Genomic DNA, 25626 nt, shown 5'->3' on the forward strand with positions numbered 1-25626 from the left:
AACGCCGCCCGGCCCCCTCGTCCCGGACGGTGAGGGTCTTCTCAGTTCACGGCATCCCGAAGCGATTTGCCCGGCTTGAAGGCGACGGTGTTGCTGGCCCTGATCGTCACCGGCTCACCTGTCTGCGGATTCTTTCCGGTGCGGGCGCCACGGTGGCGCTGGATGAAGGTGCCGAAACCGACCAGGGTGACGCTGTCCTTCCGATTCAGTGCGTTGGTGATCTCATCGAGCATCGCGTTGAGCACGCGACTGGCCTGATCACGGCTGAGCTCGGTCTTTTCTGCAATGGCGGCGGCTAGTTCCGGTTTACGCATACAATGCCTCGTTGACGGTTTGTTGTTGTTGTGTCCGTACGGTTCTGCTCCAGACGCCGCAACGGCTCTACGCTGCGGACGACACAGGCAGGATGGCATGGCATCCGGTGCCGCGCCAGTTTTCCCCGGAATTCGCCCGCGGCCAACCGACAGGCAGGGTCGGCCAGCCAGACCCGAAGGGCCTGCCGCGGACGAGAAATGCGAGGAAGGGAGCGACGCGCTCAGGCGATCTCGATCATCTCGAAATCCTTCTTGTCGGCGCCGCATACGGGGCATACCCAGTCCGCCGGAACATCCTCCCAGGCGGTCCCCGGAGCGATGCCCTCTTCCGGCAGCCCGAGGGCTTCGTCGTAGATGAAGCCGCAGACGATGCATTGCCACTTGCGCATGGTGGTCTCCCGACAGATCCGGAATGCCTCCACGCTACTGCAAGTCGCCGGCAGCGCCAAGCCGCATCCGGCCGGGCGGCACGGTCGTTGGCAGCGGACTGCGCGTGCTAGACTCCCTCGATGCCCCAATCCCCCCAGGAATGTCCCGTGACCGTTGTCTGTGCCCACCCGCCCCTCTGGCTCGGTGCCGATCAACTGCACCCCGCCCTTGCCGACGGAGTGGCCGACTGGCTGCTCGATGCCGGCTCGCTCACCCAGCGTCTGACCGCTCTTTCCGGCGGAACCTTCGGCATCTCGGTGCTCGATGAAGGCTGGATGCCGCTGCGCAGCGACGAATGCGCCACCCTCGGCGTGACCGGGGACTGCCAGGGCTGGGTACGCGAGGTCTGCATGTTCGGCCAGGAGCAGCCCTGGGTGTTCGCCCGCAGCGTGGCCTTGCGCAGCATCCTGGAGGGCGCCGGCCTGGCCCTCGACGGGCTGGGCAACCGCCCGCTCGGCGAGCTGCTGTTCGGCGAGCACACCGCCTTCCAGCGCGGTGCGTTCCAGATGGCCCGCTATCCGGCGGGCTGGTTGCCGGCCGCCTTGCGCCGCGAGAACCTCTGGAGCCGGCGCTCCTGCTTCCAGCGCGATGCGCTCGGCGTGCTGGTGACGGAAGTCTTCCTGCCCGCCTTCTGGGAACGGGTACGGATCAATCCGGGGCGCTTATAATCCGGCGGAACGTCCCGAGGGAGCCTGCCATGTACACCGCCCTGCTGCAATCGATGAACCGTCTGCATCCCCGCGCCTGGGACTTCATCCAGTTGATGCGGATGGAGAAGCCGATCGGCATCTACCTGCTGCTGTGGCCGACCCTCTCGGCCCTGTGGATCGCCGCCCAGGGCGCCCCCAGCCTGAAGAACCTGCTGATCTTCACCCTCGGCGTGATCCTCATGCGCTCGGCCGGCTGCGTGATCAACGACTTCGCCGACCGCAACTTCGACGGCCACGTCAGCCGCACCCAGCAGCGCCCCCTGGCCGCCGGCCGGATCAAGACGCGCGAGGCTTGGGTGCTGTTCGCCATACTGGTGGGCCTGAGCTTCGGCCTGGTGCTGCTGACCAACGGCGTGACCATCGGCCTGTCCTTCGGCGCCCTGGCGGTGGCCTCGCTCTACCCGTTCATGAAGCGCTACACCTACTGCCCGCAGGTGGTGCTCGGCGCCGCCTATTCCTGGGGCATCCTGATGGCCTTCACCGCCCAGACCGGCAGCCTGCCGGCCGGGGCCTGGCTGCTGTACTTCGCCAACCTGCTGTGGACGGTAGCCTACGACACCTACTACGCCATGACCGACCGCGAGGACGACCTGAAGATCGGCGTGAAATCCACCGCCATCCTGTTCGGCGATGCCGACCGGGCGATCATTCTCGGCCTGCAGGGCCTGAGCCTGCTCTGCCTGCTGCTGGCCGGCTCGCGCTTCGAACTCGGAACCTGCTTTTATCTGGGCCTGGCCGTCGCCGCCCTCTGCTTCGCCTGGGAGTTCCACGCCACCCGCCGGCGCGAGCCGCAGGTCTGCTTCAGGGCGTTCCTGCACAACCACTGGGCCGGACTGGCCATCCTCCTCGGCGTGGTTCTCGACTACGCGCTGAAGGGCTAGCTCCCACCTCCGCGGCAGCCCGGGAGCGCCCCGGGCTGCCGCGCTTATGTCACATGACTGCAATAATTCCGTTATCTAATGCCCTACACTTGAGGAACTCACTGACAGGCTACGCCCCATGGTTGGCAAGACAATCCTGATCGTCGACGACGAGGCACCCATTCGCGAAATGATCGCCGTTGCCTTGGAGATGGCCGGCTACGAGTGCCTGGAAGCGGAAAACACCCAGCAGGCCCATGCCATCATCGTCGATCGCAAACCCGACCTGATCCTCCTCGACTGGATGCTGCCGGGCACCTCCGGCATCGAACTGGCCCGCCGCCTGAAGCGCGACGAGCTGACCGACGACATCCCGATCATCATGCTCACGGCCAAGGGCGAAGAGGACAACAAGATCCAGGGCCTGGAGGTCGGCGCCGACGACTACATCACCAAGCCCTTCTCCCCCCGCGAGCTGGTCGCGCGGCTCAAGGCCGTGCTGCGCCGCACCGGTCCCAGCGACAGCGAAGCGCCGATCGAAGTCGGCGGGCTGCTGCTCGACCCGATCAGCCACCGCGTGACCATCGACGGCAAGCCCGCCGAGATGGGCCCCACCGAATACCGCCTGCTGCAGTTCTTCATGACCCATCAGGAGCGCGCCTATACCCGCGGCCAGCTCCTCGACCAGGTCTGGGGCGGCAACGTCTACGTCGAGGAACGAACCGTCGACGTGCATATCCGCCGGCTGCGCAAGGCTCTCGGCGACGCCTACGAGAATCTGGTGCAGACCGTGCGCGGCACGGGGTATCGTTTCTCCACCAAAAGCTGAGGCGTCGGCCCGCGCCGCGCATAAGGAAAACCGTTCTTGAAGCACAACTGGCTTGGCCTGTTGCTGCGCAGCCTGCTTCCCCTGATCGGTTGCTGTCTGCTGCTCGGCCTGATCACCGGGGCCTATGGCTGGTCGCTGGCCGCCGGCCTCGGCGCCTACCTGATCTGGCATCTGTCCCAACTGCTGCGTCTGCACCGCTGGCTGAAGGAGTACCAGCCCGACGTCCCCCCGCCGGACGGCCACGGCCTGTGGGGCGATGTGTTCGACAGCATCTATCAGGTGCAACGCCGCGACCAGCGCGTCCGCGGACGCCTGCAGGCGGTGATCGATCGCGTGCAGGAATCCACCGCGGCCCTGCGGGACGCGGTGATCATGCTCGACCAGGACGGCAACCTGGAGTGGTGGAACCGCGCCGCGGAAACCCTGATCGGGCTGAAGACTCCGCAGGACAGCGGCCAGCCGATCAGCAACCTGATCCGCCACCCGCGCTTCAAGGAATACTTCGAAAAGGGCAATTTCCAGGAGCCGCTGGACATTCCCTCGCCGATCAATGATCGCCTGCACCTGCAGTTCTACGTCACCCGCTACGGCAACAACGAACAGCTGGTCCTGGTCCGCAACGTGACCCGCATCCACCAGCTGGAGCAGATGCGCAAGGACTTCGTCGCCAACGTGTCCCACGAACTGCGCACGCCGCTGACGGTGATCGCCGGCTACCTGGAGACCCTGCTGGACAACGTCGAAGAGGTGAACCCGCGCTGGCGCCGCGCCCTGCAGCAGATGCAGCAGCAGGCCTCGCGCATGCAGAACCTGCTCAACGACCTGCTGCTGCTGGCCAAGCTCGAGACCAGCGACGACCCGGCGGAAACCCAGCCGGTGGCCGTCGACCAGCTGTTGCAGTCGATCAAGAGCGACGCCCAGGCCCTTTCCGGCGAACGCAATCACCGCATCCTGCTGGAGGCCGATCCGCGGTTCCGCCTCCGGGGCAGCGAGAGCGAATTGCGCAGCGCCTTTTCCAACCTGATCTTCAACGCGGTCAAGTACACCCCGGCGGAAGGCGAGATCCGCATCCGCTGGTGGGCCGACGGCAAGGGCGGGCACCTGAGCGTGCAGGACACCGGCATCGGCATCGAAGCCAAGCACCTGCCGCGCCTCACGGAACGCTTCTACCGAGTCGACTCCAGCCGCGCCAGTAACACCGGCGGTACCGGCCTCGGCCTGGCCATCGTCAAGCACGTGCTGATCCACCACCACGCCCGGCTGGATATCAGCAGCGAACCCGGCAAGGGCAGCACCTTCACCTGCCACTTTCCCGTCGAGCAGGTGGTAGGACGCTAGAGCGGACGAGGAGCGGGCTGGCATGGCATCCGGCCAGCCCGCAAACTACGAATCGCTCTTGAAAAGGTTGCTGCCTGCCCTCACATTGCTCCGGTCATTCATCCAACGAACTGCCAATGGACCCTTCCCCTAGCTACGTCGCCGCTTCCTACTTCGCCGATTTAGGCCTGATTCTCTTCGCCCTGCTGCTGGTGGTGCTGAACGGCTTCTTCGTCGCCGCCGAATTCGCCATGGTCAAGCTGCGCGCCACCCGCGTCGAGCTGCTCGCCGCCGACCACGGCTGGCGCGGCAAGATCCTGCGCCGCGTGCACCAGCAGCTAGACGCCTATCTCTCCGCCTGCCAGTTGGGCATCACCCTGGCCTCGCTGGGCCTCGGCTGGGTCGGCGAACCGGCCTTCGCCCACCTGCTCGAACCGCTGATGGAGCAGTTCGGCGTCGACTCGCCGGCCCTGGTGCACGGCATCGCCTTCTTCAGCGCCTTCTTCATCATCTCCTACCTGCACATCGTGGTCGGCGAGCTGGCCCCCAAGTCCTGGGCGATCCGCCAGCCCGAGCTGCTCTCGCTGTGGACGGCCGTGCCCCTCTACCTGTTCTACTGGCTGATGTACCCGGCGATCTGGCTGCTCAACAGCAGCGCCAACACCGTCCTGCGCATCGCCGGCCAGAATGAGCCCGGCCCCCACCACGAGCACCACTATAGTCGCGAGGAGCTGAAGCTGATTCTGCACTCCAGCCGCGCCCATGACGCCAGCGACCAGGACATGCGCGTGCTGGCCTCGGCGGTGGAAATGGGCGAACTGGAAGTGGCGGACTGGGCCAACTCCCGCGAGGATCTGATCTACATCGAGCGCCATGCCTCGCTGGACGAGGTCATGAGCATCTTCCGTCGGCACAAGTACAGCCGCTATCCGGTGCATGACGAGGAAACCGGCCAGTTCGTCGGAGTCCTGCACATCAAGGATCTCCTGATGCACCTGTCCCTGCTGGAGATGCTGCCTTCGGCGCTGAAGATCGACGAGCTGATGCGTCCGATCGAGCGGGTATCCCGGCACATGCCCCTGTCCGACCTGCTCGAGCAGTTCCGCAAGGGCGGCTCGCACTTCGCCCTGGTGGAGGAGGCCGACGGCAAGGTCATCGGCTACCTGACCATGGAGGACGTGCTCGAGGCGCTGGTCGGCGACATCCAGGACGAGCACCGCAAGGCCGAGCGCGGCATCGTCGCTTACCAACCGGGCAAGCTGCTGGTGCGGGGCGATACCCCGCTGTTCAAGATCGAGCGGCTGATGGGCATCGACCTCGACCATCTCGAGGCCGAGACCCTGGCCGGCCTGGTCTACGACAGCCTCAAGCGCGTTCCGGAAGAAGACGAGGTACTGGACGCAGAAGGACTCCGCATCATCATCAAGAAGATGAAAGGCCCGAAGATCATTCTGGCCAAGGTCCTCAAGCTCTAACTCCCCCTATCCCCCCGTCGGGCTTCGTGTCGCGAGGCCCGGCCTAGGCGCGGCAATCCCTCATTCGCCGCCCACCGCGAAGTTCGGCAACGAGTTGACCGGCTGGGTGAACTGGAAGGGAATCGACTCCACCGCCAACCCCACGTTGCGCTGCACCACGAAATGCAGGTGCGGGCCCGTGCTGCGGCCGGTATTGCCGGAGCGGGCGATCGGCATCCCGGTCTCGACCCGCTGCCCCGGCCGCACGCTCACCGAGCCCTGCATCAGGTGCAGGTAGACCCCCATGGTGCCGTCATCGTGGAGAATGCGCACGTAGTTGCCGCCGGGACGCGGCTCCCGACCTTGCTGACGGCTCTCCGCCTGCACCACCACGCCAGCGCGGGCCGCCACGATCGGCGTGCCCTCGGGCATGGCGATGTCCACGGCATGGCGGCCCTTGGGCGTGAAGTGACTGTACTGGCCGTTGGCTCCCTGGGTCTGGCGGAACGGGCCGCCGCGCCAGGGCAAGGGATAGTGCTGGGGCTTGGGCAGCAGGCGCGGGTCTCCCAGGGCATGGCGCAGCTTGGGGGTATAGCGCAGGGGTTTGGACGGATCGCGCGGAGCCAGGGTCGCGAGGCGGATCTGGCTCCGCGGCGGCAGAATCCAGCGAATCGGCTGGTCCGGCACGCCGAGGGCGTTTTCCACCCCATCGAGGCTCAGCTCCACCTGGACCGGGGCATGCAGTTCGTTGTGCACCAGCAGGGTCTCGCCGGCGGCATGGCGGCGGGTTTCCAGCCGGACCTCGTCCGGCAGCGGCTCCGGCTTCTGCCCGCCCATGTCGGGCACCACGACGGGCCGCACGGCCGGCCCGGGGCGGAAGGTGAAGACCTCGGCCCCGCGGACCCGCTGGTCGCTGTAGGTGACCACACCGTTGGCATCGGTGTACTTGTAGATGGTCAGAGCCGCGGCCTGGGTTGCCGCGGCCAGAAGACAGAGCAGGAGCAGCGGGCGTCCCAGCATAGATTCACAGCTCGAGGATCATGTAGGGGAGCAGCTAGCCTAGCATGCCGCCTCGCTGCCACGAGGAGACCTGCATCAAGCTGTGATGCAGATTGCGACGATAGAAATGAAAGGCGCGGACCACCCACCTCAGCCGCGCCCCTGCCCCTCGTCCTTCGCAGCCTGAGCGGCGGCCATGCGTGCCAGGCCGGTATGCCGCACGTCGGTTCCCTGCACCAGGTAGATCACCAGTTCGGCGATGTTGCGGGCATGGTCGCCGATGCGCTCCAGCGAGCGCAGCGCCCAGATCACGCTGAGGACCCGGGAGATCGAACGCGGGTCCTCCATCATGTAGGTGGCCAGCTCGCGCAGGGCGGTCTTGTATTCGCGGTCGATGGTCTTGTCGTACTGGACCACCGAGAGGGCCAGGTCGGCATCGAAGCGGGCGAAGGCGTCGAGTGCCTGCTGGACCATCTTGCGCACCTGCTCGCCGATGTGGCGCACCTCCACGTAACCGCGCGGCGCTTCGCCCTCCTCGCACAGCTCGATGGCGCGCTTGGCGATCTTGGTCGCCTCGTCGCCGATCCGCTCCAGATCGATCACCGACTTGGAGATGCTGATGATCAGACGCAGGTCGGAGGCGGCCGGCTGGCGGCGGGCGAGGATGCGCACGCATTCCTCGTCGATGTCGCGCTCCATGGTGTTGGTCTGCTGGTCGACGTCGCGCACCTGCTGGGCGAGCTCGGAGTCGGCCTCGATCAGGGCGTTGACCGCGTCGTTGACCTGTTTCTCGACCAGCCCGCCCATGGCCAGGAGACGGCTGCGCACTTCCTCCAGCTCGGCGTTGAACTGCTGGGAGATGTGATGGGTGATGTTGTCTTTGTTGATCATGGAAGCTCCGTCAAAAAAGGCTACATGCTGCAAACTACAGGCTGGAGCGGTGGCCGGGCGAGCAGTTTGTCTGTCGCCTGCAGCCTCATCCCGGAGCCCTAGCCGTAACGACCGGTGATGTAGTCCTCGGTCTGCTTCTGCGCCGGGTTGGTGAACAAGGTGTCGGTATCGCCGAACTCGATCAGCTTGCCCATGTACATGAACGCCGTGTAGTCGGACACTCGCGCAGCCTGCTGCATGTTGTGGGTCACGATGACGATGGTGTACTTGGATTTCAACTCGAAGATCAACTCTTCGACCTTCAGCGTGGAGATCGGGTCGAGCGCCGAGCAAGGTTCGTCGAGCAGCAGCACCTCCGGTTCGACCGCGATGGTGCGGGCGATGATCAATCGCTGCTGCTGGCCGCCGGAAAGGCCGAGCGCCGAGTCATGCAGGCGATCCTTGACCTCGTCCCACAACGCCGCGCCCTTCAGCGCCCATTCCACGGCCTCGTCGAGCACGCGCTTCTTGTTGATGCCCTGGATGCGCAGGCCGTAGACCACGTTCTCGTAGATGCTCTTGGGGAACGGGTTGGGCTTCTGGAACACCATGCCGACCCGGCGGCGCAGTTCGGCGACGTCCACGCCCTTGCGATAGATGTTCTTGCCGTCCAGGTTGATCTCGCCCTCCACCCGGCAGCCGTCGACCAGATCGTTCATCCGGTTGAAGCAGCGCAGCAGGGTCGACTTGCCGCAGCCGCTCGGGCCGATGAAGGCGGTCACGCGCTGCTTGGGGATGTTCATGTTGACGTCGTACAGGGCCTGCTTCTCGCCGTAGAACAGGTTCAGACCGGGAACGGCGATGCCCACGGCCTCGTTGGCGAGTTTCAGGGACTGCTTGTCACGGCCCAGGGCGGAGAGGTCGATACCGTGGGTCGGCGTTTCATGTTGCATATCAGGTCTCCTTCGGAGGCTACAGGCTTCAGGGCTCAAGCTGCGGACCGGGCCGAAACCCGTGCCCCGCAGCGCGACCTGTAGCCGCCTTAATGGTCCAGCGCCTTGTACTTCTCGCGCAGGTGGTTACGGATGTACACGGCGCTCATGTTGAGCAGCACGATCACCAGTACCAGCAGCAGCGCGGTGGCGTACACCAGGGGGCGGGCTGCCTCGACGTTGGGGCTCTGGAAGCCGACGTCGTAGATGTGGAAGCCCAGGTGCATGATCTTCTGATCCAGGTGCAGGTAGGGGTAGTTGCCGTCCAGCGGCAGCGCCGGGGCCAGCTTGACCACGCCGACCAGCATCAGCGGCGCCACTTCGCCGGCGGCGCGGGCCACGGCGAGGATCAGGCCGGTCATCATCGCCGGGCTGGCCATCGGGATCACCACCTTCCACAGGGTCTCGGCCTTGGTCGCACCGAGGGCCAGCGAGCCCTCGCGCAGGGCGCGCGGGATGCGCGCGAGGCCTTCCTCGGTGGCGACGATGACCACCGGCAGGGTAAGGATCGCCAGGGTCAGCGAGGCCCAGAGCAGGCCCGGGGTGCCGAAGGTCGGCGCCGGCGCCGCCTCGGGGAAGAACAGACGGTCGATGGAGCCGCCCAGCACGTAGACGAAGAAGCCCAGGCCGAACACGCCGTAGACGATCGCCGGCACGCCGGCCAGGTTGTTCACGGCAATGCGGATGATGCGGGTCAGGGCGCCCTGCTTGGCGTATTCGCGCAGGTAGACCGCGGCGATCACGCCGAACGGGGTGACGATCACCGCCATGATCAGCGTCATCAGCACGGTGCCGAAGATCGCCGGGAAGATGCCGCCCTCGGTGTTGGCCTCGCGCGGCTCGTCGCTGACGAACTCCCACAGCTTGCTGCCGTAGAAGCCCAGCTTGTCGGCGGTTCCCATGGCGTTCGGCTGGTAGGCGCGGACCACCTTGCCCAGGCTGACCTCCAGCTCGCGGCCATCGACGCTCCTGACCAGCATGCTGTCGCGGTTGAATTCCTGCTGCAGGGCGACCAGCTTGGCTTCCAGCTCCTTGTAACGGGCGTCCCACTGGGCGCGCTCGGCGTCCAGATCGGCCTGGGCCACGGCATCCAGCTTGCCCGCCAGCTCCAGGCTACGGGTCTTCAGGCGCAGGCGTTCGAGGGCGTAGTTGATCTGGCCGATCTCCTTCTGCTCCAGATGGGCGACCTGCCCGTGCAGCTCGTTGGCCCTCTCGATACGCGCCTGCAGCTCGTTCCAGGCCGCATCGCCCTCGGCGACCACCCGGCCGCTTTCCTTGACCCCGAGCAGATAGCCATAGAAGTTGCCCCACTCGCGGCGCTCGAGGACGACTAGATTGCTCGGCTTGCGCGAGTTCTCCAGCCACTCCTTGACCACCCAGGAGAAGTCGGCGCCGTACAGCTCGCGGTTGCCGACCTTGAACAGCTCGCGGGTCATGAACTCGCCGCCGTTCACGTCGACCGGCAGGCCGCTGTCGGCGAGGCGCGCACGCGGCACCTCCTCGGCCTCCACCAGCTCGCCGGCGAGCACCCGGGCTTCCTGGCCGGGCACGCGGTATTCGGCCTCCAGCACGTCGGCCGGCCAGAAGTGGGCCAGGCCGCGCACGGCGATCAGCGTCAGCAGACCGATGGTCATGATGACGGAGATGGACACACCGCCGGCCGTCATCCACACCCAGGGAGAGCCGCTCTTGAACCAGGTTTTCAGGTTTTGCTGTTTCACTGACATCTACCTTTCAGAACTCAGAGCGACGCATATTTCTTGCGTAGACGGGTGCGGATCAGTTCGGCCAGGGTGTTCATCACGAAGGTGAACATCAGCAGCACCATGGCTGCGAGGAACAGCACGCGGTAGTGGGTGCTGCCGACTTCCGACTCCGGCATCTCCACCGCCACGTTGGCCGCCAGGGTACGCAGGCCTTCGAAGATGTTGGCCTCCATGATCGGCGTGTTGCCGGTGGCCATCAGCACGATCATGGTTTCGCCCACGGCCCGACCGAGGCCGATCATCAGCGCCGAGAAGATGCCCGGGCTGGCGGTGAGGATCACCACGCGGGTCAGGGTCTGCCAGGGCGTCGCACCGAGGGCCAGGGAGCCCTGGGTCAGGCTCTTGGGCACGCTGAACACGGCGTCCTCGGCGATCGAGTAGATGTTCGGGATCACCGCGAAGCCCATCGCCAGGCCGACCACCAGGGCGTTGCGCTGGTCGAACGGGATGCCTAGGTCGTTGGACAGCCAGAGGCGCATGTCGCCGCCGAAGAACCAGTTCTCCATGTGGCCGCTCATGCCTAGGGCGAAGGCGGCGACGGCGAGGATCACCGGCACCAGCAGGGCCGCTTCCCAGCCATCCGGGATGACCAGGCGGATGCGCTCGGGCAAAAGGCTCCAGACGTAGGCGGCGAGCAGGATGCCCAGCGGGGTCAGCAGCAGCAGGCTGAAGATGCCCGGCAGGTGGCCTTCCACGTAGGGCGCGAGGAACAGGCCGGCGAAGAAGCCGAGGATCACCGTCGGCAGCGCCTCCATCAGCTCGATCACCGGCTTGACCTTGCGGCGCAGGGCCGGCGCCATGAAATAGGCCGTGTAGATGGCCGCGGCGATGGACATGGGCGCGGCCAGCAGCATGGCGTAGAAGGCTGCCTTGAAGGTGCCGAAGGTCAGCGGCGAAAGACTCAGCTTGGGCTCGAAATCGGTGTTGGCGGAAGTCGACTGCCAGACGTACTTGGGCTCGTCATAGCTTTCGTACCAGACCTTGCCCCAGAGAGCGCTCCAGGAGACTTCCGGGTGCGGGTTGTCCAGCGCGAAGTTTTTCAGCTTGCCGGCGGACTCGACCAGCAGCAGGTTGGCGCGCGGCGACAGGGCGGCCAGCGCCGCGCCCTCGGCCACCGGCGCGATCAGCAGGGTGCGGTGCGCGGTGCTGTGGAAGACGCCCAGGTTGCCGGCGGCATCCAGGGCCACGAAGCCCTTGCGACGCTCCTCCGGCAGGATCTGGGTGATCGGGCTGCCATTCAGCTGGAAGTCGCGGATATTCCGGAATTGCGCGCCGCTCTCGCCGCGGACCATGAACCACTGGTGGATGCCACCCTTGGAGTCGCCGATCATCAGCGAGATGCCGCCGAGCAGCGGCGTCACTTCGGTCACTTCGGCCTGGGCATCCTCGAGCAGGTTGTAGCGCCCGTTGAGATGCTGCTTGTTCAGGTCGAACACGTCCGCCGTGGCGCGTCCGCTGAACGCGTACAGCCAGAGCTGGCGCGGATCGATGACCAGCTTCTCGATCGGCTCGTCGAGCTGCGGCAGATTCAGACGCTGCTCGTCCAGCGTGACCTCGCCGGTCATCAGGTTCTCTTCGCGGGTCAGGCTCAGCGCGTGCACCTGGCCGTTGGTGGAGCCGGCCAGCATGAGGGTGTCGCCGTTGACGCTGACGGCGATCTGGTCGATGGCGCGCCCCTGGGGATCGATCTGGATCGGAGTTTCGCCGAAGGGGTATTCGATCTGCGGAACGATGGTCTTCTGGTTGTTCGGATAGCTCACCTTGTAGCTGTGCCGGAACACCAGCGCCTGACCGTTGGACAGGCCCAGCACCACGCGGTTGCTACCCGGCAGATCCAGCCCGCGCGAGACGATCTGGACACCGGCGGGGAGCGGCAGGGCCACGCGATTCAGCAACGCGCCGTTGGCCGCCTCGAAGAACGACACCTGCCCCTGGGCGTCCAGACGCATGGCCACCTGATTCTGCTCCTCCAGCGCCAGCAGCAGCGGCTTCCCCTGCTCGGCGAGCCAGGCCGGCTGCTGCGGCTCGCCGCTCGCGCTCAGCTCGGCGCCCTTGAACATGGGCAGGACCACTTGGGCCAGATAGAAGAAGATCAGCGTGATGGCAGCCAGCACTGCCAATCCCCCTACCGACACGTACCAGCGGGTCAGATGATCCTTGAAGGCGCGCAGGCGTCGTTTGCGTTGCAGGGCGGGGGTATTGAAGTCCAGCCTCGGCGAAGGGGAGGCGGTCATGGAATCTTTGGCCATGTCAGACATGCAGAAAGGCTCTGTTGCGTGGGCATTTATCCACCGCTGGCACTCTAGCCACCCCTTGTGACAGAAAGATTACAGTGCGGTGACGAGACAATGCCCGCCACTCCGGAGGAGTAGCGGGCTTGTCGGGGTCGGACCTCGACCCGTCGGCTTCCCTGCCGGCTGACAGACCTGGATTACAGGCCCAGTTCCTTCTTGGTCTTTTCCACGACCTTGCTCGGCAGCGGAATGTAGCCATCCTTCACCACCACTTCCTGGCCTTGCTTGGACAGGACCATCTTGATGAATTCGGCTTCCAGCGGGTTCAGCGGCTTGTTCGGCGCCTTGTTCACGTAGACGTAGAAGTAGCGGGCGAGCGGGAACTTGCCGGCCAGGGCGTTGGCCTCGCTGGCCTCGTAGGCTTCGCCGCCCTTCTTGGACAGCGGCACGGCGCGGACGCTGGAAGTCTTGTAGCCGATACCGGAGTAGCCGATGGCGTTCAGGGTGCTGGAAACCGACTGCACCACGGAAGCGGAGCCCGGCTGCTCGTTCACGTTCGGCTTGTAGTCACCCTTGCACAGGGCCTCTTCCTTGAAGTAGCCGTAAGTGCCGGACACCGAGTTGCGGCCGAACAGCTGGATCGGCTTGTTGGCCCACTCGCCGGTCAGACCCAGATCGCCCCAGGTCTTGATGTCCTTCTCGCCGCCGCACAGACGGGTGCTGGAGAAAATGGCGTCAACCTGCTTGATGTCCAGGCTCTTGATCGGGTTGTCCTTGTGCACGAATACGGCCAGGGCGTCGATGGCGACCGGCACGGCGGTCGGCTTGTAGCCGTACTTCTCTTCGAAGGCCTGCAGCTCGTTGTCCTTCATCGGGCGGCTCATCGGGCCCAGGTTGGAGGTGCCTTCGGTCAGCGCCGGCGGTGCGGTGGAGGAGCCGGCGGCCTGAATCTGGATGTTGACGTTGGGATACTGGCGCTTGAACTCTTCGCCCCACAGGGTCATCAGGTTGGCCAAGGAGTCGGAGCCGACGCTGGACAGGTTGCCGGAAACGCCCGAGGTCTTCTGATAAGACGGCAGAGCCGGATCGACAGCGGCGATTGCGCCGGCAGTCGCCACACCAGCGGCGACGAACGTCATGGCCGCCATCAAACGCTTCAGTTTCATGCCTTGCTCCCTAGCAGGGTGGGGATTGTTGAAAACGAGGGCCAGTATCGGCAGGCCGCATTAATACTCTATGAAGCCCGTGTGACATTTGCATTACCACCGACGGGACGTGGGAACTTTTCACTGATTCACGAAATGATCAATTCGTGGAGTATCCGCCGCGACGAAAGTTCGGTGGGAAACGACGCTCCCCGGAACTGCCGCGAACCTTCGTCTTCGCACCACGCGAAGCCTTCCATCCGCAACTACCGCTCGCGGACGTGGAATCGGCAAGCCCAAAACGATCATGCCTCGAGGAGGCCATCATTATAATCGTCGCCGCCCCCCTGCGGGCCTGTATCATTACCGGACGACAACCTCGCCAGACTTCAGTCTATGAACGAAATAGAACAGGACGAGCCCATTCCTCTGGGCGATCTAGCCATGCAGATCACGGCGCTGCCCCGCGAAACCAACGGTTTCGGCAATATTTACGGCGGCTGGCTGGTATCCCAGATGGACCTGGCGGGGACCGCGACGGCCAGCAAGGTAGCCGGTGGGCGCGTGGCCACGGTGTCGATCGATCGCATGGCCTTCCTGGTGCCGGTGGCGGTGGGCTCCCAGCTTTCCTTTTATACGCATCTGCTGCAGGTGGGCCGCAGCTCGATCCAGATGCTGGTCGAGGTGTGGAGCGACGACCCGCTGTCCAACGAATGGCGCAAGGTGACCGAGGCGGTATTCGTCTTCGTCGCCATCGACGGCAGCGGTCGGACCCGTCCGGTACCGCGACTTTAGCACCCGGCTGGAGCTTTTCGCCGCGGGGGGCTCTAATGAGGGACCTCCCCCGAAAGGAACTCAGTCGATGCACAGCCAACTCGCAACCCCCCAGGTCGAACGGGTAGAGATGGACGAGCTGCCCTGTTGGCGCGTCAAGACCGCCACGGCGGAACTGCTGGTCGCCGAGCAGGGCGCCCAGGTCCTCAGCTACCAGCGCAATGGCGAAGCCCCGCTGATCTGGCTCAGCGAACAGGCGGGCTTCCGCCGCGGACAGTCGGTGCGCGGCGGCGTACCGGTATGCTGGCCATGGTTCGGCGACCTGACCCGCAACCCACCCGCCGTACAGGCCATGCGCCAATCCACCGGCCCGGCCCCGGCCCATGGCGAGGTGCGCAATCTGGACTGGCGGCTGCTGGATATCGTCAAGGACTCCGGCTCCGTCAGCCTGGCCTTCGAGCTGGTCCGCCCGGCGGGCGGACTGCCACACTGGCCCCACGCGGTCGACCTCAACCTCGCCATCCGCCTCGACGAGCGCCTGACCCTCTGCCTGACCAGCCACAACCGCGACGACCATCCGGTGGCCCTGACCCAGGCTCTGCACACCTACCTGGCGCTCGGCGACATCCATCAGGTCAGCCTGGAAGGACTGGACGGCCAGCGCTACATCGAGACCCTGGAGAACTGGGAGGAGCGCCGCCAGCAGGGCGAGCTGCGCTTCACCGGCGAAACCGACCGCATCTACCTGGGCACACCGCCCAAGTTCACCCTCAGGGACCCGGCCTGGGGCCGGCGGATCCACCTGGCGGCCAGCGGTTCGCACTCGGCGATCGTCTGGAACCCCTGGATCGACAAGGCCAGGCGCCTTTCCCAGTTCGCCGACGACGCCTGGCAGCGGATGCTCTGCATCGAGACGGCGAACGTGCTGGACGATGCCGTGGAACTCGCCCCCGGCAAGAGCGCCAGCCTGGCCTTCAGTCTGTGGAGCGGGCCGCTGTGATGCCGGCCCCACATCGCCGGTAGCCCTTCCCCTGTCCCTCCCACGGCACGGCGCAGCCGATGGCTGCGCTGGCGCCCAGCATCCGCTCTCGGCGCTTCGGCCGAACGTTTGTCGCCGCCCGTCCTCACAACATCTAGGCGGCTGCCCTTTGCAGACAGCCCCTGCCCCGCGGCTCATCCGTTGTCAGGCAATTCCGATCGGAGGCAAACCATGAAGAAGAATCCCCCCCGCGCCTATCACCTGTCACATGTTCGGCCGGCCAGGCTCGCGGGCCTGGCCCTGAGCGGGCTGATCCTCGCCGGCTGCGCCGGCAATCCGCCGACCGAACAATTCGCGCTCACCGAGACCGCGGTCAACGAAGCCGTGAGCGCCGGCGGTACCGAGCACGCACCGGTGGAGATGAAGGCGGCCCAGGAGAAATGGCGGGACGCCGGAGTCGCCATGGAGAAGAAGGACTACGACCGGGCCCGCTCCCTGGCGGAGCAGGCCGAATGGGATGCCCACGTCGCCGAGCGCAAGGCCCGCGTGGCCAAGGCGCAGAAGGCCCTGGAAGAGGCCAAGAAGGGTATCGACATGCAGCATGAGGAACGCATGCGCAACATCCAGCAATGACGCCTGCAAATCTCACCCCATTGTGGAGGATGTATCCCATGCACAAGCTCGTCACCCTACCCGCCCTGCTGGCGGTGGCCATCGGCCTGGCCGCCTGCGCCTCGAAGCCCAATCACAACCTGGAGGAAGTCCGCAGCGCCTTCTCGACGCTGCAGAGCGATCCCCGCGCCAACAAGCTGGCCGCCCTGGAGACAGAGGATGCCGGCAAGATGCTGGACAAGGCGCAGAAGGCCTACCTGTCCGGCGCCGACGAGAGGGACGTCGATCAGCTCGCCTACCTGACCCGGCGCCGCATCGAGTTCGCCGAGCAGACCATTGCTCTGCGCGAAACCGAGCAGGAAATCGAGCAGGCTCCCGCCGAGCGCGCCGAGGAGCAACTGAGCAAGCTGCAGGAGGAACTGCAGGCCAAACAGACCGAGCGCGGCACCCTGGTGACCTTCGGCGACGTCCTGTTCGACCGCAACCGCGCCGACCTCAAGCCCGGCGGCCTGCGCAACGTGCAACGGCTGGCCGACTATCTCAACGCCAACCGGCAGCGGCAGATCGTCGTCGAAGGCTTCACCGACAGCACCGGCTCCGACTCCTACAACCAGAGCCTGTCCGAACGGCGTGCCGAAGCGGTGCGCACCGCACTGGTCAGGGACGGGGTCGACCCGCAACGGATCACCGTACAGGGCTACGGCGAGCAGTACCCGGTGACGAGCAACGGCACCCCTGCCGGGCGCGCCATGAACCGGCGGGTGGAGGTGACCATCTCCAACGACAACCAGCCGGTGGGCCCGCGGAGCTCGATGCAGTAGGCACCAGCCCGCAGTCGCTGCCTTTCCGCCCGGTGGCCAGCCACCGGGCCCCACTTCGGCCCCCCTATAAACGCCTCGCACCAATTCAGCGCATAAACCTGCGATAAACGACCGAATCCGTGTGGGTACGTTGCTTGCTATGCATTGCGTTATGCCATCACAGCGGTCCGGCACCATGCTTATTCCCACACCTGCACACTGTGCCGGCTCCAACCCGGCCAGCCTGCTCAGCTGCGAGATCCTCGATCGCTCGCGCGTCCTCGACACCCTGGTGAACAACCTGGAAGGCATGGCCTATCGCTGTCATCACGACAGCACCTGGACCATGATCTTCGTCAGCCAGGGTTGCGCCGAGCTGACCGGCTACGGCCCCGACGAGCTGATCGGCAACAGCCGGGTGAGCTGGGAGGAGATCACCCATCCGGAAGACCGCGAGCGGGTCCGCGCCAGCATCCGGCGCGCCATGGACAACCGCCAGCGCTTCGCCGTGAGCTACCGGATCGTCATGCTGTCCGGCGAGATCCGCTGGGTCCTCGAGCGGGGCATCGCCGTGACCGACGAGCAGGACGAACTGGTGCTCGAGGGCTTCATCGAGGACATCACCGCGCAGCAGGAAACCCATGTCGCGCTGGAGCGGGCCGAGCTGCGCTACCGCAGCATCTTCGAGCACGCCAGCGAGGGCATCTTCCAGACCACCAGCGACGGCCGCTACCTGGCCGCCAACCCGGCGCTGGCCCGGCTGTACGGCTACGCCACGGCGCAGGAGCTGATCGCCGACCTGTCCGACATCGGCCGGCGGCTCTACGTGGACAGCCGCCGGCGGGACGACTTCCACCACCTGATGGAACTCTACGGCGAAGTGCACGACTTCGAGTCCGAGGTCTACCGCCAGGACGGCTCGCGCCTCTGGATCTCGGAAAACGCCCACATCGTGCGCGGCCCCGAGGGCGAGTTCATCTGCTACGAGGGCACGGTGCAGGACATCTCCGAGCGCAAGCGCTACCAGCGGGAGCTGGAATACCAGGCCAGCCACGACCTGCTGACCGGCCTGTCCAACCGGGCCCTGCTCCAGGACCGCATCGGCCAGGGCATCGCCCGCGCCGCCGAGCTGGAGCGCCGGCTCGCCCTGGTGTTCCTCGACCTGGACAACTTCAAGCTCATCAACGACAGCCTCGGCCACGCCGCCGGCGACGAGCTGCTCAAGCAGATCGCCGGACGCCTCAGGGGCAGCCTGCACGAGTCCGACACGGTGGCGCGCCTGGGCGGCGACGAGTTCGTGCTGCTGCTCAACGACCACCAGCAGCCCGGCACGGTGATCACCGTGCTGGAACACGTGCTGCAGGAGATCGGCCGGCCGGTGCGCCTCGCCGGGCGCGATTTCCACATCGGCGCCAGCCTGGGCGTGGCGCTGTATCCCGACGACGGCAAAGACGCGCAGACCCTGCTCAAGCACGCCGACGCCGCCATGTACGCGGCCAAGGGGCGCGGCCGCAACAACTTCCAGTTCTTCACCCACGAACTCAACCGTCTCGCCAACGAACGGCTGACCGTCGAGACCGCCATGCGCGGCGCCCTGGAGCGCGACGAGTTCGACGTGCACTACCAGCCCAAGGTCGACCACCGCCGGCGGATCATCGGCGTCGAGGCGCTGGCGCGCTGGTTCCACCCGGAACTCGGCACCGTCACCCCGGACCGCTTCATCCCCATCGCCGAGGAGGCCGGGCTGATCCTGCCGCTCACCACCGCCATCCTGCGCCGCGCCTTCGCCGCCGCACGGCAGTGGAACCGGGAGCGCCAGACGCCGCTGCGCCTGGCGGTGAACCTGTCGCCGCAGCTGTTCCTCGGCGAGGACATCGTGCCCCACATCGCCGGCCTGCTGAGCGAGGCGCAGCTGCCGGCCTCTCTGGTCGAGCTGGAGATCACCGAGAACGTCTTCCTCGGCGACGGCGAGCGCGCCATCGCCATTCTCCGCGGCTTCAAGGCGCTCGGCTGCAGCCTGGCCATGGACGACTTCGGCACCGGCTATTCGTCCCTCGGCTACCTGCGCCGCTTCCCCCTGGACATCATCAAGATCGACCGCTCGCTGGTCACCGGCATCGAGCACGAGGGCGATGAGGCCATGATCGCCCGCGCCGCCATCTCCCTCGGCCAGAGCCTGCTCAAGACCGTGGTCGCCGAAGGCGTGGAGAACCAGGCGCAGTTCGACTTCCTCCGCGAGCAGGGCTGCGACGAGTTCCAGGGCTATCTGCTCTCGCGTCCCCTGCCCTACGCGGACTTCGCGCGCCTGCTCGACGCGGAGACCGACCGCTCGCCCGCCGCCGCCTGACGCCCGCCTTTTCCGGAACGACAGTCGCAAACCCGACAATGTCGCACTCGCCGCCCCGGCCGATCGCCCGCAGCCCGCATGGCGCGCGGGCCGGGGCAGTGGTACTAGTCTTGCAAAATTCCCCCGGACTACCCGAGTGTGCCCATTCATGCCGATCCAGATAGCCGATTCCGCCGCCGACCTGGCGGTCGTGCGGGACTACCACCAGCGCACCAAGCACCGCTTCGAAGCCTATGCGGCCGGCCCCGGCACCCTGGACTGGGACGAGCAGCCGGCGCCGTTCCGCCATTTCGTCGGCGCCCCCCAGGTGCGGCTGCCGCGCCTGTCCCGGCAGGCCCCCGACACGGCCCTGCAGCGCGCCCTGCAGCGGCCGTTCGCCGCACTCGACGAACCGGGCCTGGCGCCCCTGCCGCCCGACCTGGAGAGCATCGGCGCCCTGCTGCAGCTGTCGCTCGGACTGACCGCCTGGAAAAGCTACGGCCCGGACCGCTGGGCGGTACGCGCCAATCCCTCCAGCGGCAATCTGCACCCGACCGAGGCCTACCTGCTGCTCGCCGGCATCGACGGCCTGGCCGACGGGCTCTACCACTACCGGCCGGAAGACCATGCCCTCGAACTGCGCGCCGCCCACATGGCCGCCGGTGGCGGCCCGCGCCTGGCCATCCTGCTGACCTCGGTGATGTGGCGCGAAGCCTGGAAGTACGGCGAGCGCGCCTTCCGCTACTGCCAGCTGGACACCGGCCATGCCGCCGGCGCCCTGCGCTATGCCGCCGCGAGCCTCGGCTGGCGGCTGGCCGAGCAGCCGCAGGTGGGCAGCGATACCCTGGCGCGGCTGGCCGGCATCGACCGGCTGGCGGAATTCCCGGCCCGGCGCCGCGCCGAGACGGAGGTGGAGGAAGCGGAGATCCTGCTGGCGGTGGGCTTCGACGCGGCAGCGCCAACCCCGCTGGCGCCCGCCGAACTGTGCGCCCTGGCCGAGACCGCCCGCTGGCACGGTATGGCTTCGACCATCGACCGCCATCCCATGTACGGCTGGCCGGTGATCGCCGAGGTGGCACGGGCCACCCGCCGCGCCGACGGCCAGCCGCAAGCGCCCGCCGCCCTGCCGCCGGCCCCGCCGCGGCCGGCCGGCATGGCGCAGAAGCCGGTGCGCCAGCTGCTGAGCGAGCGGCGCAGCGCCCAGCGCTTCGACCACCGCCACGTCATGCCCCTCGCCCAGTTCGCGGCCATCCTCGCCCGCCTGCTGCCGGCCGCCGGCCTGCCCTGGGATACCTTCGGCGAAACGCCGCGCGCGGCGCTGGCGCTGTTCGTCTCGCGGGTCGAGGGATTGCAGCCGGGCCTCTATCTGCTGCCGCGCAGCAAGGCCCAGCAGGTCGCCCTGCTCAAACTGCTGGGCGAGCGCTTCCAGCCCGAGCCGGTGCCCGGCGTCGACGGGCTGCTACGCCTGAGCCTCTTCGAGCCCGCCGTGCTGCAGCGCATCGCCCGCGGCCTGCACTGCCACCAGGAACTGGCCGCCAACGCCTGCTTCGCCCTCGGCATGCTCAGCGAATTCGACGCGGCCCTGGCCGGCGGCCCGGCCGCTTACCGGAGCCTGTACCGCGAGGCCGGGCTGATCGGCCAGGCGCTCTATCTCGAGGCCGAGGCCCAGGGCCTGCGCGGCACCGGCATCGGCTGCTTCTTCGACGACCCGGTGCACGACCTACTCGGCCTGGCCGGCAGCGCCTGGCAGAGCCTCTATCACTTCACCGTCGGCCGGCCGCTGGACGACCCGCGCATCGAGTCCGCCCCGGCCTATGCCGACGACCCTTCCCCCCGATGACGGCGGAGATACCCATGGCGACAACCGAACGGATTCCCTACCAATGCCTCTCCGCGGCCGAGGCCGCAGCCCTGATCCGCGCCGAACCCGACCTCAAGCTGTTCGACGTGCGCGACCTGCACAGCTACCAGCAGGAGCACCTGGACGGCGCCATGCACCTCTCCGAGGACCGCCTGCCGCTCTGGCTTGGCCGCCTGCCGAAGGAGGCCCCGGTGCTGGTCTACTGCTACCACGGCAATTCCAGCAAGACCTTCGCCCAGACGTTCAGCGACTTCCGCTTCGCCCGCGTCTACAGCGTCGACGGCGGCTACCGGCCGCTGGCCACCGCCCTGGCCGCACCGGCCGCGCCGGAGCCGACCGCCGACCTCAGCCCGGCCCTGGCGGCCTTCCTCCTCGACTGGGACTTCGATCCCAAGGACCTCAACGCCAGGCGCCTGCACGGCCTGACCCCGTTGATGCGCGCCGCGCTGCAGGGCCAGGGCGAGATCGTCCGGGAACTGCTGGCCCTCGGCGTCGACCTCCACGCCCGCAATGACGACGGCAACACCGCCCTCTGGCTGGCCTGCGTGTCCCGCGACGCCGGCCTCGTGCGCGAGCTGATCGCCGCCGGCATCGAGCTGGACAACCGCAACGACGCCGGCTCCACCGCGCTGATGTACACCGCCTCCAGCGACCGCCCGGAGCTGCTCGAACTGCTGCTCGAGGCCGGTGCCGATCCGCAGGTGCGCAACTTCGACGACATGCGCGCGGTGGAGCTGGCGGCCTCGCGGGCCTGCCTGAAGCTGCTCCGGCATACCGCCGCATGACCGCCTTCCCGCTGAAGCTGGCGGTGGCCAGCAAGGAAGGCCGGGCGATCAGCGAGCACTTCGGCCACGCCAAGCGCTTCGCCATTTACGCGGTCGCACCGGACAGCTGCCGCCTGCTGGAAACCCGCGAGGTGGAGCACTACTGCCTGGGCAACAGCTCCAGCCAGAGCGCCATGGCCGGCATCCTCGAAGCGATCAGGGACTGCCAGGCGGTGTTCGTCGCCAAGATCGGCGACGGGCCGACGGAGAAACTGGCGGCCATCGGCGTGCGCGCCGTCTCGGGCTACGCCTGGGAAGCCATCGAGGAGTCCCTGCTCGACTACGCCCGACGCCTCGCCGCCGGCGAGGTCCCGGCATGACGCCCGCGCAGGTCGCCGACTGGCTGCGGGCCAATCCCCTGACGCCGATCCAGGTGGACTGCGCCACGGCGGTGATGCTCAAGATCCTCGACGGCAAATGCAAGATGCGTCCGACCGAGAAGCAGGTCATGGCGCTGCTCTACGACGCGATCCGAACGCAGCCGGGCGAACGCCTGGATCCCGCCGTGCACGAGCTGATCCGGGAGGCTCGCGCGCGGCTCGACGACGCCATGAGGGAGCGCGTCTACGAGCAGCGCGTGCTGGCCGAAACGGTCATCTCGCGGCCGGTGATGAAAGGCTTCAAGGCAGCGATCCGCGAACGGGGTCTGCTCAACCCCCGGCACGATCAGGAGGAAGCCGACTGATGAAGTTCTACATGACGCCCGGTTCCTGCAGCACGGGCATCCACATCCTGCTGGAAGAACTGGAGCTGGTGTTCGAAGCCCATGTCGTCAACCTGCCGGCCGGCGACCACCTCAAGCCGGAATACCTGGCGATCAACCCCAAGGGCACCATCCCCAGCCTGGTGCTGGACGACGGCAGCCCCCTCACCGACTTCCAGTCCATCGCCTGGTGGCTGGCCTGCAACTACCCGCGCGGCAAGCTGCTGCCGGAAACCACCGAGGCCGAGACGCGGGTGCGCGAGGTGATGGAGTACGTCACCCAGCACCTGCACGGCCAGGGCTTCACCCGCATTTTCACCACCGAGCGCTACAGCGCCGACCCGGCCGAGCACGCCGCGATCCGGACCCGCGGCCGGGAGATCGTCGACCGGGGCTTCGCCGGGCTGGACCCGCGGCTGGCCGGGCAGGAATACGTCACCGGGCGCTTCGGCATCGCCGACTGCGCGCTGTTCTACGTCGAGTTCTGGGCCCAGCGCATCGGCATCCCCCTGCCGCCCAACTGCCGCGACCACTACCGGCGGCTGCTGCAGCGCCGGGCGGTGCGCCAGGTGCTCGAGGAAGAGGGCTACCGCTCGCTGCTCTAGCGGGCCCTGGCGATCAGCCGGGAGGTCCGGGCGTTGCGCAGGATCAGCCGGTCCGCGGCGGATGGGGTCCGCTCCGCTTCCCGGCGGGCGGCGAGGATTTTGTCGTGGTGCGGCGACTTGCTGCACACCGGGTCGGCGTTGCTGGCGTCGCCGCTGAGCAGGAAGGCCTGGCAGCGGCAGCCGCCGAAGTCCCGCTCCCGCTCGGCGCAGGAGCGGCAGGGCTCGGGCATCCAGTCGAAGCCGCGGAAGCGGTTGAAGGCGGGGGAGTCGTACCAGATGTGCTTCAGGCCGTATTCGCGCACGTTGGGAAATTCGAGGGGCAACTGCCGCGCGCTGTGGCAGGGCAGCGCGGTGCCGTCCGGGGCGATGGCGAGGAACAGGCTGCCCCAGCCGTGCATACAGGCCTTGGGCCGCTCCTCGTGGTAGTCCGGGACGACGAAGATCAGCCTGCACGGATGCCGCCGCGCCGCCAGCTTCGCCCGCCACTCGCCGGTGATGCGCTCGGCCCGCGCCAGCTGCTCCCGGCTCGGCAGGAGCCCGGCGCGGTTGAGCCGAGCCCAGCCGTAGAACTGGCAGGTGGCGAGCTCGACGGCATCGGCCTCCAGCTCCAGGCACAGCTCGATGATGCGGCCGATGTCGTCGATGTTGTGCCGGTGGACGACGACGTTGAGCACCATGGGCAAGCCGCGGGCCCTGACCGCGCGGGCCATGGCCAGCTTGCGGGCGAAGGCCCGGCGCGAACCGGCAAGGCGGTCGTTCAGCGCCTCGTCGGCGGCCTGCAGGCTGATCTGGACGTGATCCAGGCCGGCCGCGGCGAAGGCGTCCAGGCGCGCTTCGCCCAGGCCGATGCCGGAGGTGATCAGGTTGGTGTAATAGCCGAGCTCATGGGCAGCCCGGATCAGCTCGACCAGGTCCCGGCGCAGCAGCGGTTCGCCGCCGGAGAAGCCGAGCTGCGCCGCGCCCAGCTCGCGGGCCTGGCGCAACGCCTCGATCCACTGCGCGGTGGACAGCTCCTCGCCCTGGCCGGCGAAATCCAGCGGGTTGGAGCAATACGGGCACTGCAGCGGGCAGCGGTAGGTCAGCTCGGCCAGCAGCCAGAGCGGCGGGCCAGGCGCGAAAGCGGGCTCAGCGCAGTTCGATCCAGAAGCGTTCACGGGCCACCTCCAGGAATTCCAGGATGTCCGCCTCGATGCCCCCGGCCTCGGGGAAGCGCCGGGCCAGTTCGTCGACGATGGCGGCGACGCTGCGCCGGCCGTCCACCCGTTCGAGGATCGCCCCGGCGCTGTCGTTGAGCCGGACCATGCCCTCGGGGTAGAGCAGCACGTGGCAGCCCTGCGCCGGCTCCCACTGGAAGCGGAAACCGCGGCGCAGCGCCGGGACCTTGTCCAGGCGTTCGTCGTGCGCGCTCACGGGGCGATCCCCCGGTGCCAGACACGCTCGGCGGTCACCGTGTGGTACGGCGGGCGGCCCAGTTCGTAGGCCATGCTCAGGGCGTCGAGCAGGCTCCAGAGCACGTCCAGCTTGAACTGCAGGATCTCCAGCATGCGCTCCTGGGACTCGCGGCTGCGACAGTGCTCGAGGACGATGCGCAGGCCGTGCCCGGCGTCCCGGCGCGCCTCGCCCAGGCGGCGGCGGAAGTAGTCGTAGCCGCCCGGCTCGATCCAGGGGTAGTGGCGCGGCCAGCCGTCCAGGCGCGACTGGTGGATCTGCGGGGCGAACAGCTCGGTCAGCGAGCTGCCGGCGGCCTCCTGCCAGCTGGCGCGGCGGGCGAAATCGACGTAGGCGTCGACGGCGAAGCGCACGCCGGGCAGCACCAGCTCCTCGGACAGCACCTGCCCGCGCTCCAGGCCGACCGCCTCGGCCAGGCGCAGCCAGGCCTCGATGCCGCCCTCGCCCTCCTGCGCGCCGTCCTGCTCGAGGATGCGCCGCAGCCACTGGCGGCGGACCGTGCGGTCCGGGCAGTTGGCGAGGATCGCCGCATCCTTCGTCGGGATGTTGCGCTGATAGTAATAGCGGTTGGCCACCCAGCCACGGATCTGCTCGCGGCTGGCGCGGCCCTCGTGCATGGCGCGATGGAAGGGATGGTGAATGTGGTAGCAGGCTCCCTTGGCGCGCAGCGCCTGCTCGAATTCGGCGGGGCTCATGGCGGTCGTGCCCATGTCGGCTCCTGTGGCCAGGGGTGCGCGGACGCACCGGGGTTCGCTGGCGGCCGGGCCGCCGCGC

At 67.4% G+C, this 25626-nt stretch carries 26 protein-coding genes; 15 read left to right on the top strand and 11 right to left on the bottom strand.

The window, feature by feature from the left end:
* Positions 1-41: 41 nt before the first annotated feature.
* Positions 42-314 carry an HU family DNA-binding protein gene (locus ACFOJE_RS08250; protein ID WP_377813829.1) on the bottom strand — a complete coding sequence of 91 codons (273 nt, stop codon included), beginning with the start codon at positions 312-314 and terminating at the stop codon, positions 42-44.
* A gap of 221 nt (positions 315-535) precedes the next feature.
* The gene (rd, locus tag ACFOJE_RS08255) at positions 536-703 is read right to left on the bottom strand and encodes a rubredoxin (RefSeq protein ID WP_377813830.1); all 168 of its coding nucleotides are present in this window, start codon (positions 701-703) and stop codon (positions 536-538) included.
* Between the two features lie 147 nt (positions 704-850).
* On the opposite strand from rd, the gene ACFOJE_RS08260 reads away from it, so the two are divergent.
* The 5 genes from ACFOJE_RS08260 to ACFOJE_RS08280 all read left to right on the top strand — a co-directional run bounded on the left by ACFOJE_RS08260 (position 851) and on the right by ACFOJE_RS08280 (position 5934).
* On the top strand, positions 851-1411 hold the full coding sequence (locus tag ACFOJE_RS08260; protein ID WP_377813831.1) for a chorismate--pyruvate lyase family protein: 561 nt from the start codon (positions 851-853) through the stop codon (positions 1409-1411).
* A gap of 29 nt (positions 1412-1440) precedes the next feature.
* On the top strand, positions 1441-2334 hold the full coding sequence (ubiA, locus tag ACFOJE_RS08265; protein WP_377813832.1) for a 4-hydroxybenzoate octaprenyltransferase: 894 nt from the start codon (positions 1441-1443) through the stop codon (positions 2332-2334).
* A gap of 118 nt (positions 2335-2452) precedes the next feature.
* On the top strand, positions 2453-3142 hold the full coding sequence (phoB, locus tag ACFOJE_RS08270; RefSeq protein ID WP_377813833.1) for a phosphate regulon transcriptional regulator PhoB: 690 nt from the start codon (positions 2453-2455) through the stop codon (positions 3140-3142).
* 36 nt (positions 3143-3178) lie between these two features.
* Entirely contained in the window at positions 3179-4480 is a 1302-nt protein-coding gene (phoR, locus tag ACFOJE_RS08275; RefSeq protein ID WP_377813834.1) for a phosphate regulon sensor histidine kinase PhoR, read from the top strand.
* Positions 4481-4596: 116 nt separating this feature from the next.
* Complete coding sequence (locus ACFOJE_RS08280; protein WP_377813835.1) at positions 4597-5934, top strand: hemolysin family protein; 1338 nt, start codon at positions 4597-4599, stop codon at positions 5932-5934.
* Between the two features lie 60 nt (positions 5935-5994).
* Here ACFOJE_RS08280 and ACFOJE_RS08285 read toward each other — a convergent pair whose 3' ends face one another.
* From ACFOJE_RS08285 to ACFOJE_RS08310, 6 genes are all read right to left on the bottom strand, one after another.
* Complete coding sequence (locus ACFOJE_RS08285; protein ID WP_377813836.1) at positions 5995-6933, bottom strand: peptidoglycan DD-metalloendopeptidase family protein; 939 nt, start codon at positions 6931-6933, stop codon at positions 5995-5997.
* Positions 6934-7062: 129 nt separating this feature from the next.
* Positions 7063-7803 (bottom strand): phosphate signaling complex protein PhoU, encoded by a 741-nt coding sequence (phoU, locus tag ACFOJE_RS08290; RefSeq protein WP_377813837.1) that lies wholly within the window; start codon positions 7801-7803, stop codon positions 7063-7065.
* 98 nt (positions 7804-7901) lie between these two features.
* Entirely contained in the window at positions 7902-8735 is an 834-nt protein-coding gene (gene pstB, locus ACFOJE_RS08295) for a phosphate ABC transporter ATP-binding protein PstB (protein WP_377813838.1), read from the bottom strand.
* Between the two features lie 89 nt (positions 8736-8824).
* Entirely contained in the window at positions 8825-10495 is a 1671-nt protein-coding gene (gene pstA / locus ACFOJE_RS08300; RefSeq protein WP_377813839.1) for a phosphate ABC transporter permease PstA, read from the bottom strand.
* A gap of 20 nt (positions 10496-10515) precedes the next feature.
* The gene (locus tag ACFOJE_RS08305) at positions 10516-12798 is read right to left on the bottom strand and encodes an ABC transporter permease subunit (protein WP_377813840.1); all 2283 of its coding nucleotides are present in this window, start codon (positions 12796-12798) and stop codon (positions 10516-10518) included.
* Between the two features lie 173 nt (positions 12799-12971).
* The gene (locus ACFOJE_RS08310) at positions 12972-13940 is read right to left on the bottom strand and encodes a PstS family phosphate ABC transporter substrate-binding protein (protein ID WP_377813841.1); all 969 of its coding nucleotides are present in this window, start codon (positions 13938-13940) and stop codon (positions 12972-12974) included.
* Between the two features lie 375 nt (positions 13941-14315).
* Between ACFOJE_RS08310 and ACFOJE_RS08315 the strand changes: the two genes are divergently transcribed.
* From ACFOJE_RS08315 to ACFOJE_RS08360, 10 genes are all read left to right on the top strand, one after another.
* On the top strand, positions 14316-14714 hold the full coding sequence (locus tag ACFOJE_RS08315; RefSeq protein ID WP_377813842.1) for an acyl-CoA thioesterase: 399 nt from the start codon (positions 14316-14318) through the stop codon (positions 14712-14714).
* Between the two features lie 67 nt (positions 14715-14781).
* Complete coding sequence (locus tag ACFOJE_RS08320; RefSeq protein ID WP_377813843.1) at positions 14782-15693, top strand: D-hexose-6-phosphate mutarotase; 912 nt, start codon at positions 14782-14784, stop codon at positions 15691-15693.
* Between the two features lie 210 nt (positions 15694-15903).
* The gene (locus tag ACFOJE_RS08325) at positions 15904-16305 is read left to right on the top strand and encodes a DUF4398 domain-containing protein (protein WP_377813844.1); all 402 of its coding nucleotides are present in this window, start codon (positions 15904-15906) and stop codon (positions 16303-16305) included.
* Positions 16306-16343: 38 nt separating this feature from the next.
* Positions 16344-17105: an OmpA family protein gene (locus tag ACFOJE_RS08330; protein ID WP_377813845.1), complete on the top strand. Its 762-nt coding sequence runs from the start codon at positions 16344-16346 to the stop codon at positions 17103-17105.
* A gap of 175 nt (positions 17106-17280) precedes the next feature.
* Positions 17281-19431: a putative bifunctional diguanylate cyclase/phosphodiesterase gene (locus ACFOJE_RS08335; protein ID WP_377813846.1), complete on the top strand. Its 2151-nt coding sequence runs from the start codon at positions 17281-17283 to the stop codon at positions 19429-19431.
* 148 nt (positions 19432-19579) lie between these two features.
* Positions 19580-21250, top strand: coding sequence for a SagB family peptide dehydrogenase (locus tag ACFOJE_RS08340; protein WP_377813847.1), 1671 nt, complete (start codon positions 19580-19582; stop codon positions 21248-21250).
* A 14-nt stretch (positions 21251-21264) separates the two neighbouring features.
* Positions 21265-22056 carry an ankyrin repeat domain-containing protein gene (locus tag ACFOJE_RS08345; RefSeq protein WP_377813848.1) on the top strand — a complete coding sequence of 264 codons (792 nt, stop codon included), beginning with the start codon at positions 21265-21267 and terminating at the stop codon, positions 22054-22056.
* A complete protein-coding gene (locus tag ACFOJE_RS08350) occupies positions 22053-22415 on the top strand; it encodes a NifB/NifX family molybdenum-iron cluster-binding protein (RefSeq protein ID WP_377813849.1) in 363 nt (120 codons plus the stop codon). The genes ACFOJE_RS08345 and ACFOJE_RS08350 overlap by 4 nt, the downstream gene beginning before the upstream one ends.
* Complete coding sequence (locus ACFOJE_RS08355) at positions 22412-22780, top strand: hypothetical protein (protein ID WP_377813850.1); 369 nt, start codon at positions 22412-22414, stop codon at positions 22778-22780. Before ACFOJE_RS08350 ends, ACFOJE_RS08355 begins: the two co-directional genes overlap by 4 nt.
* A complete protein-coding gene (locus ACFOJE_RS08360; RefSeq protein WP_377813851.1) occupies positions 22780-23403 on the top strand; it encodes a glutathione S-transferase family protein in 624 nt (207 codons plus the stop codon). Before ACFOJE_RS08355 ends, ACFOJE_RS08360 begins: the two co-directional genes overlap by 1 nt.
* Here ACFOJE_RS08360 and pqqE read toward each other — a convergent pair.
* From pqqE to pqqC, 3 genes are read right to left on the bottom strand one after another with little or no spacing between them, the layout of a single operon-like run.
* Complete coding sequence (pqqE, locus tag ACFOJE_RS08365; protein WP_377813852.1) at positions 23400-24557, bottom strand: pyrroloquinoline quinone biosynthesis protein PqqE; 1158 nt, start codon at positions 24555-24557, stop codon at positions 23400-23402. The two genes, ACFOJE_RS08360 and pqqE, sit on opposite strands and share 4 nt — an antisense overlap.
* A complete protein-coding gene (gene pqqD, locus ACFOJE_RS08370) occupies positions 24529-24813 on the bottom strand; it encodes a pyrroloquinoline quinone biosynthesis peptide chaperone PqqD (protein WP_377813853.1) in 285 nt (94 codons plus the stop codon). Before pqqD ends, pqqE begins: the two co-directional genes overlap by 29 nt.
* Positions 24810-25562 (bottom strand): pyrroloquinoline-quinone synthase PqqC, encoded by a 753-nt coding sequence (gene pqqC, locus ACFOJE_RS08375; RefSeq protein ID WP_377813854.1) that lies wholly within the window; start codon positions 25560-25562, stop codon positions 24810-24812. The genes pqqD and pqqC overlap by 4 nt, the downstream gene beginning before the upstream one ends.
* Positions 25563-25626 lie beyond the last annotated feature (64 nt).

Origin of the sequence: Azotobacter bryophylli, assembly GCF_042643485.1 — a bacterium.
GTDB lineage: Bacteria > Pseudomonadota > Gammaproteobacteria > Pseudomonadales > Pseudomonadaceae > Azotobacter > Azotobacter bryophylli.

Excerpts from the sequence above, each read along its gene's own strand:
- ACFOJE_RS08250 (WP_377813829.1), bottom strand. The coding sequence starts at position 314 with ATGCGTAAACCGGAACTAGCCGCCGCCATTGCAGAAAAGACCGAGCTC.
- rd (WP_377813830.1), bottom strand. The coding sequence starts at position 703 with ATGCGCAAGTGGCAATGCATCGTCTGCGGCTTCATCTACGACGAAGCC.
- ubiA (WP_377813832.1), top strand. The coding sequence starts at position 1,441 with ATGTACACCGCCCTGCTGCAATCGATGAACCGTCTGCATCCCCGCGCC.
- phoB (WP_377813833.1), top strand. The coding sequence starts at position 2,453 with ATGGTTGGCAAGACAATCCTGATCGTCGACGACGAGGCACCCATTCGC.
- ACFOJE_RS08280 (WP_377813835.1), top strand. The coding sequence starts at position 4,597 with ATGGACCCTTCCCCTAGCTACGTCGCCGCTTCCTACTTCGCCGATTTA.
- ACFOJE_RS08285 (WP_377813836.1), bottom strand. The coding sequence starts at position 6,933 with ATGCTGGGACGCCCGCTGCTCCTGCTCTGTCTTCTGGCCGCGGCAACC.
- phoU (WP_377813837.1), bottom strand. The coding sequence starts at position 7,803 with ATGATCAACAAAGACAACATCACCCATCACATCTCCCAGCAGTTCAAC.
- pstB (WP_377813838.1), bottom strand. The coding sequence starts at position 8,735 with ATGCAACATGAAACGCCGACCCACGGTATCGACCTCTCCGCCCTGGGC.
- ACFOJE_RS08305 (WP_377813840.1), bottom strand. The coding sequence starts at position 12,798 with ATGTCTGACATGGCCAAAGATTCCATGACCGCCTCCCCTTCGCCGAGG.
- ACFOJE_RS08310 (WP_377813841.1), bottom strand. The coding sequence starts at position 13,940 with ATGAAACTGAAGCGTTTGATGGCGGCCATGACGTTCGTCGCCGCTGGT.
- ACFOJE_RS08315 (WP_377813842.1), top strand. The coding sequence starts at position 14,316 with ATGAACGAAATAGAACAGGACGAGCCCATTCCTCTGGGCGATCTAGCC.
- ACFOJE_RS08320 (WP_377813843.1), top strand. The coding sequence starts at position 14,782 with ATGCACAGCCAACTCGCAACCCCCCAGGTCGAACGGGTAGAGATGGAC.
- ACFOJE_RS08325 (WP_377813844.1), top strand. The coding sequence starts at position 15,904 with ATGAAGAAGAATCCCCCCCGCGCCTATCACCTGTCACATGTTCGGCCG.
- ACFOJE_RS08330 (WP_377813845.1), top strand. The coding sequence starts at position 16,344 with ATGCACAAGCTCGTCACCCTACCCGCCCTGCTGGCGGTGGCCATCGGC.
- ACFOJE_RS08335 (WP_377813846.1), top strand. The coding sequence starts at position 17,281 with ATGCTTATTCCCACACCTGCACACTGTGCCGGCTCCAACCCGGCCAGC.
- ACFOJE_RS08340 (WP_377813847.1), top strand. The coding sequence starts at position 19,580 with ATGCCGATCCAGATAGCCGATTCCGCCGCCGACCTGGCGGTCGTGCGG.
- ACFOJE_RS08345 (WP_377813848.1), top strand. The coding sequence starts at position 21,265 with ATGGCGACAACCGAACGGATTCCCTACCAATGCCTCTCCGCGGCCGAG.
- ACFOJE_RS08350 (WP_377813849.1), top strand. The coding sequence starts at position 22,053 with ATGACCGCCTTCCCGCTGAAGCTGGCGGTGGCCAGCAAGGAAGGCCGG.
- ACFOJE_RS08355 (WP_377813850.1), top strand. The coding sequence starts at position 22,412 with ATGACGCCCGCGCAGGTCGCCGACTGGCTGCGGGCCAATCCCCTGACG.
- ACFOJE_RS08360 (WP_377813851.1), top strand. The coding sequence starts at position 22,780 with ATGAAGTTCTACATGACGCCCGGTTCCTGCAGCACGGGCATCCACATC.
- pqqC (WP_377813854.1), bottom strand. The coding sequence starts at position 25,562 with ATGGGCACGACCGCCATGAGCCCCGCCGAATTCGAGCAGGCGCTGCGC.